Genomic DNA, 6684 nt, shown 5'->3' with positions numbered 1-6684 from the left:
CGCAACGTTCATAAACAAATCTCACAACAACAGAACTATGACGCGGGGTGGAGCAGCCCGGTAGCTCGTCAGGCTCATAACCTGAAGGTCACAGGTTCAAATCCTGTCCCCGCAACCAAATCAAACCCACCCTGAAACCATCCCCCCAGACGTTTGTCCGGCATCTCGGCTTCGCCAAGCCGGACAAGGTAGCGCGTCGTTCGCAAGAGCGCACCATAACCTGAAGGGTGAGGGCCGTCCGGCCTTGCCGGTCAAGCAGTCCAGTGGACTGCTGGAAGGCCCGAACGGGCACATCCTGTCCCCGCAACCAATCAACGCAGCCCTAAAACCATCCCCCAGACGTTTGTCCGGCATCTCGGCTTCGCCAAGCCGGACAAGGTAGCGCGTCGTTCGCAAGAGCGCACCATAACCTGAAGGGTGAGGAATGTCCGGCCTTGCCGGTCAAGCAGTCCAGTGGACTGCTGGAAGACCCGAACGGGCACATCCTGTCCCCGCAACCAAATCAACACAGCCCATCCATTAAACCAAACCCCGCCACAAACGGGGCTTCTTGCGTCTGACGCCTTGCCGGCCATCGCTCCCGCAAGGCTCGGCCGATGCCGGCGACTGACCTGCTCCCGGCCGATCTTTGAAAACAGCCCTCGCGGCCAGCTTCAGGAAATCTTCCCTCAGGCTCATAACCTGAAACGCGAGGGGCATCAGGACCGGTAAACCGTCCTGCGGCGGTGCCCCGGTAACGGGACGTTGTCCCGCAACAGCAAACGGCCAGCCCCTCCGGGCTTGTTGTCTGGCCGCATGCCGCTTGACGTCAACCGCACCAGAGGCCGGAACCAGACACCGGTCCCACTAGACTCCGGTCGCTACCTGCACGCCGCCAGCTTCAGGACTTCAAAGCCGGCACTCGCATAACCGGACGAGCCTCTCGTCCAGGCAGATATGAGAACAGGCCTCGACAGCGGGACTTCGGCCTTGGCTCCTGTTCGGCAATCGAAGATCAGGGGAACGTCACTGCCGTGGTGTTCGCGCCGCATAGGAGAATGGCCACGCGTTCATCCGGCGCCGGAACATACTTGCCGCGGAGTAACGCTGCGAAGGCGGCGGCGCCGCCGGGTTCGGCAACGATCCTCAGCTTGTCCCACAACGCCTGTTGGGCAAGGCGAATATCATCATCGGAAACCAGCACGGATCGGTCGACGAAGGCTTGTGCTATTGGAAACATCAGTTTGCCGACCTGCCTGGGTGCAAGCGAATCCGCGGCAATTCCTTCCGTCGGCGCATCGATGGGCTGGCCTGCTTCAAGCGCCATGTTCAATGTCGGCGAGCCCTCAGGCTCAACGGCGATGATCTTCACGCGGCCCCTGAACCAGGCAGCGATGCCACCGATCAAACCGCCGCCCCCAACCGCCACCAGCAACGTGGTGATATCGGGAAGATCAGCTTCAATCTCCGCACCAAGAGTGCCCTGACCCAGCAGCGTCTCAACCTGGTCATAGGCGTGGACGGCAAGAGCGCCGGTCTCCGCGACGAACTTCTCGCTCGCCGCAAGCGCGTCGGCGTAACGATCGCCGCCGACAACAAGATCTGCTCCATAGGAGCGGATGCGTTCTGCCTTGGCCGGGGAAGTGACTGCGGGCACAAAGATATTGGCGGGTACGCCGAGACGCATCGCGGCATAAGCGACCGCAGCGCCGTGATTGCCGCCGGAAGCCGCCACGACACCCGCCGGCGGTAACGAGCGGGTCAGGAGATTGGTGAAAGCACCTCTGGCCTTGAATGAGCCCGAATGCTGCATGAATTCAAGCTTCAGATCAACCGGGCGCTCGCCAAGGCCGAAATCCGCCATATCGACCCGCAAGTTCGGCGTGTGGCGGACATGCGAGCGGATCAACCGCCTGGTTTCGGCGATACGCTCAGGTGTGATCAGGGGAGTCATGCTAATCTCGCTCGGAAGGATGAATGGGAAGAGTAACGGTCAGAGATCGGAATGCAAGTACAATTGGCAGGAAGGTCGAACGACATGGGACAACCTTGACTTGATCTTCCCTGAAGCGTAGAACTCACAAATGAGCACGAAGTGCACAATTGTTGTTCGTTCAAGAGGGGTGGCCGGATCATGAGCGAGGTTCGCCTTCAATCGCCGGGCAGACTTCCCCTCGATGAGCAGCGCGAGCATTTGATGGTTCGGATCGCCAAGCTCTATTACGAGCTTGAATGGACGCAAGGGGATATTGCGACTGAACTCGGACTGACTCGCTGGCAAATCGGCCGGCTGCTGACCGAGGCGAGGGAAATCGGCGTCGTCCGCATCGAGATCACGCCAAGGGTCATGCGCCGGACCGATCTGGAAGTCAGGTTGCAGCAGGATTTCGGCCTGAAGGATGCGGTTGTCGTTCCTTCCGGCGGTGCGGCGGATTCGGCACTCCTCACCGAGCGCGTGGCACAGGCCGCAGCGACTTACCTGGCCGGGCTCATGCCGAAACCCGGACTGATCGGCGTGTCGTGGGGCCGCACCATGTCTGCGGTTGCCCGATTCCTGCCAAATAACTGGAATCCGGGCGTGCATGTCGTATTGCTGAACGGCGCAACGAACCTGCGCTCGACCTCATCGCATTCAAACGCTGTCGCGGAAGAATTTGCCCGCGCAGGCAATGGCAGTGCCACCCTGCTTCCCGTTCCGGCAATCGTCGGCAAGAGGAGCACGCGCGAGGTTCTGGAAGATGATCCTGTCATCGAGCGTGTGCTGAAACTCGCCCTCGAGGCGGAAATCGTCTGCTTCGGCATGGGCGGTATGAATCATCAGTCAGTGCTGCTCGGCAATGGATATCTGGATGCGGCCGGCATGGACACGTTGCGGGATGCCGGTGCGGTTGGTGACATACTTGGCCGGTTCATCGGAGAGGATGGGCAGATCATCGATTCTTCGATCGACGATCGCACGGTCGGCATGCGGCTCCAGCATCTGAAGACAAAACAGCGAGCGATCGGCGTGGTTGCGGGTGAAGACAAGCACCAGGTTGCCGCGGCAGCGCTGAAGGCCGACTATGTGTCGGTCATCATCACGGATGAAGCGACGGCGCTCTACGCATTGGACAACCATAACCGGGGACGCGCGGGATAATGAATTGGCATAGCGCGAATTGGAAGGACCAGCGATGAACCGCCAGGAAATCTTGATTTCAAGAGGAACGGACTTGGCCGTGCAGCATTCGCATGCGCGCAATGCCGGTACCGAACTCAGGCTTGACCGGTTCGAGGATATTGCGGTGAACCGTTCGGCAACGGAGAGGCGGGCGGCAACACTGACGACGCGCCGGACTGTGAAGAAGGACTATCAGGCTGCCTGGCTGGTGAAGGCGATCACCTGCATCGATCTGACGACGCTCGCCGGAGACGATACGGCAGGACGCGTGCGACGACTGTGCGCCAAGGCGAAGCGTCCGATCCGGGATGACATTGTCGAGGCGCTTGGCCTCGCCGACGAGAACATCACCACGGGGGCCGTTTGCGTCTATCCTACGATGGTGCAGCATGCGGTGAAGGCGCTGCAGGGAACGGCGATACCTGTCGCCTCGGTGGCGACGGGATTTCCGGCGGGCTTGACGCCGCTGCCGCAACGGCTCTCGGAAATCCGTTATGCTGTCGATGAGGGCGCCGCGGAAATCGATATCGTCGTTACGCGCGAACATGTGCTGACGCAGAACTGGCAGGCGCTCTACGATGAGATTTCGCAGATGCGCGAAGCGTGCGGCGATGCGCATTTGAAGGCGATATTGGCGACCGGCGATTTGAACACGCTGCGAAACGTCTATCGCGCCTCGATGGTGGCCATGCAGGCCGGCGCCGATTTCATCAAGACGTCGACGGGCAAGGAGGAAGTGAATGCGACGCTTCCCGTCAGCCTCATCATGCTGCGCGCATTGCGCGACTATGGCGAACATACCGGCCACAGGGTCGGCTTCAAGCCGGCCGGAGGCATGAAGACGGCCAAGGACGCCATGAACTGGCTGATCCTGATGAAGGAAGAACTTGGCCTGCCATGGATGCAGCCGGACCTCTTCCGCCTCGGCGCCAGCTCGATGCTCGGCGATATAGAGCGGCAGCTCGAACATTACGTGACCGGCCGCTACGCCGCGTCGTCGCGCCACGCGCTTGCTTGAGGGATAAAACTCATGGGACAGATCAAGGACATTCTTCGCACGATGGAATATGGCCCCGCACCGGAGAGCAATAGCGACGTACAGGCGTGGCTCGAGGCCAACAGGAAGGGTTTCGGCCATTTCATCGATGGCAGGTTCACGGGCGTTGAAGGTCGCGAGACGTTCGCCGTGATCAACCCCGCCAATGATGCAGTACTGGCAAAGGTGGCACACGGTACGAAGGAAGACGTCGATAGGGCGGTAAAAGCCGCCCGGACAGCTTTCGGCAAGTGGTCCAAGCTGGCTGGGCACGAGCGAGCCAAATATCTCTATGCCATCGCCCGGCACATCCAGAAGCGCGAACGCTTCTTCGCGGTGCTTGAGACAATGGACAATGGCAAGCCCATCCGCGAAACGCGCGATATCGACATTCCGCTCGTTGCCAGGCATTTCTATCATCATGCCGGTTGGGCCGAGATGGTGGAAACAGAGTTCGAGGGTTTCTCGCCGGTTGGCGTCTGCGGGCAGATCATTCCGTGGAATTTCCCCCTGCTCATGCTGGCGTGGAAGATTGCCCCGGCGCTGGCTGCGGGCAATACGGTCGTTCTCAAGCCGGCGGAATTGACGCCGCTGACGGCCATCGCCTTCGCGGAAGTGTGCCGCGAGATCGGGCTGCCGGCAGGCGTCGTCAATATCGTCCATGGCGATGGCGAAACAGGCGCGCTGATCTGCGGCCATGACGATGTCGACAAGGTTGCTTTCACCGGCTCCACCGAGGTCGGGCGCATCATTCGCGAGCAGATCGCAGGGAGCGAGAAGAAGCTGTCGCTGGAACTCGGGGGCAAATCGCCTTTTATCGTTTTCGAGGATGCCGATATGGACGGCGCTGTCGAAGGTGTTGTCGACGCCATCTGGTTCAACCAGGGCGAGGTCTGTTGCGCCGGTTCGCGAATTCTCGTGCAGGAGGGTATTGCACCACGCTTTTACGACAAGCTGCGCAAGCGCATGGAAACATTGCGCGTTGGCGATCCACTCGACAAGACCATGGACGTCGGGGCACTTGTCTCGGCCGGGCAATTGAAGCGAGTTTCCGCGCTGGTCGAACAGGGGAAGGTAGAGGGTGGCACGCTTTGGCAGGCGCCGGTCGCGTTGCCCGTCAAAGGCAGCTTCTTCGCGCCGGGCTTCTTTACCGATGTCGAACCTGCGTCAACGGTCTGCGAGGTCGAGATATTCGGGCCGGTCGCTACCGCTACCACGTTCCGCACCCCGGACGAGGCGATTGCGCTTGCCAACAACACGAAATACGGGCTCGCCGCCTCGGTCTGGTCAGAAAACATCAATCTGGCGCTGGATATGGCCGCGCGTGTCAAGGCCGGGGTTGTCTGGATAAACTCGACCAATCTGCTCGATGCCGGGGCTGGATTCGGCGGTTACAGGGAAAGTGGCTTCGGGCGCGAAGGCGGGCGCGAGGGCCTCTACGAGTACCTGACTGCCAATTGGGAAAAACGCCTGCCGCTCGCCAAGATCGGGCCTGCGTTCAAACCCTCCGCTGTGCCGGATGGGGATGCGAGAATGGCAACCAGTGGCGCTATCGACCGCACGACGAAGAACTATATCGGCGGGAAACAGGTCCGACCCGATGGCGGCTACAGTTATTCCGTCACAGGCAAGAATGGCCAGATCATTGGTCACGCCGGACTTGGCAATCGCAAGGATATCCGTAACGCCGTCGAAGCAGCGTCAAGGGCCGGGGCATGGGGCGGCGCAACAGCACACAACCGCGCGCAGGTGCTTTATTATGTCGGGGAGAATCTAGACGCGCGCCGGGCGGAGTTCGAAGCCCTGCTTGTGGAAAGCACTGGCGTCACCGCAAAGGCGGCGAGCGAGGAATTCGCGGTCGCGCTGCGCCGCATCTTCTACTACGCGGCGCAAGCCGACAAATATGATGGCGCCGTGCATTCCACGAAGTCGCGCCACGTAACACTCGCCATGAACGAGCCCTGGGGCATCATGGGCATTGCCTGTCCGGATGACATGCCGCTGTTGTCGTTCGTTTCACTGGTCCTGCCGGCGATCGCCATGGGAAACCGGGTCGTTGTCGTGCCTTCGGCGCGCCACCCATTGCTTGCCTCCAGCCTGTATCAGGTGCTCGACACGTCCGACGTGCCGGGCGGTGTCGTGAATATCGTGACGGGCGAGCGGGATGTCCTCGCGAGGACCCTGGCCGATCACGATGAGGTGGATTCGATCTGGTATGTGGGTTCGAAGGAGGGCAGTACCATGGTCGAACGAGCATCGTGCGGCAATCTGAAGGCGACCTGGGTCAATAATGGCCGCCAGCGTGATTGGCTGAACAACAGCCAAGGGCAGGGCAGGGATTATCTGCGACGTGCAGTGCAGGTGAAGAACATCTGGGTTCCCTACGGCGAGTAGGTCACTCTCACTGCCTGGTATCGATGACATTCTGTTCCAGGCGCGTTCACAGTGCCGCGGCGGCGGACCGACGACTTCCGGTCCAAAAACCGGTTTTGCAAATCATTTGCACTTG

4 protein-coding genes and 1 tRNA gene are annotated in these 6684 nt (G+C 60.6%); 4 read left to right on the top strand and 1 reads right to left on the bottom strand.

Annotated elements, in window-relative coordinates; all coding sequences use genetic code 11:
* Positions 1 to 41 precede the first annotated feature (41 nt).
* Positions 42 to 118: transfer RNA gene (locus CU100_RS23035), tRNA-Met, on the top strand.
* 876 nt (positions 119 to 994) lie between these two features.
* Here the strand turns inward: CU100_RS23035 and CU100_RS23025 are convergent.
* Positions 995 to 1933: a threonine/serine dehydratase gene (locus tag CU100_RS23025; RefSeq protein ID WP_106718961.1), complete on the bottom strand. Its 939-nt coding sequence runs from the start codon at positions 1931 to 1933 to the stop codon at positions 995 to 997.
* Between the two features lie 180 nt (positions 1934 to 2113).
* Here CU100_RS23025 and CU100_RS23020 point away from each other — a divergent pair, with 180 nt between their 5' ends.
* From CU100_RS23020 to CU100_RS23010, 3 genes are read left to right on the top strand one after another with little or no spacing between them, the layout of a single operon-like run.
* A complete protein-coding gene (locus CU100_RS23020) occupies positions 2114 to 3118 on the top strand; it encodes a sugar-binding transcriptional regulator (RefSeq protein ID WP_106718960.1) in 1005 nt (334 codons plus the stop codon).
* Between the two features lie 34 nt (positions 3119 to 3152).
* Complete coding sequence (gene deoC / locus CU100_RS23015) at positions 3153 to 4157, top strand: deoxyribose-phosphate aldolase (protein WP_106718959.1); 1005 nt, start codon at positions 3153 to 3155, stop codon at positions 4155 to 4157.
* Between the two features lie 12 nt (positions 4158 to 4169).
* A complete protein-coding gene (locus CU100_RS23010; protein ID WP_170113938.1) occupies positions 4170 to 6569 on the top strand; it encodes an aldehyde dehydrogenase family protein in 2400 nt (799 codons plus the stop codon).
* Positions 6570 to 6684: the final 115 nt, after the last annotated feature.

This window comes from Phyllobacterium endophyticum (assembly GCF_003010935.1).
GTDB lineage: Bacteria > Pseudomonadota > Alphaproteobacteria > Rhizobiales > Rhizobiaceae > Phyllobacterium > Phyllobacterium endophyticum.
The sequence above is the reverse complement of the archived record's forward strand: the minus strand, read 5'-3'. Positions and strand labels throughout refer to the sequence as shown.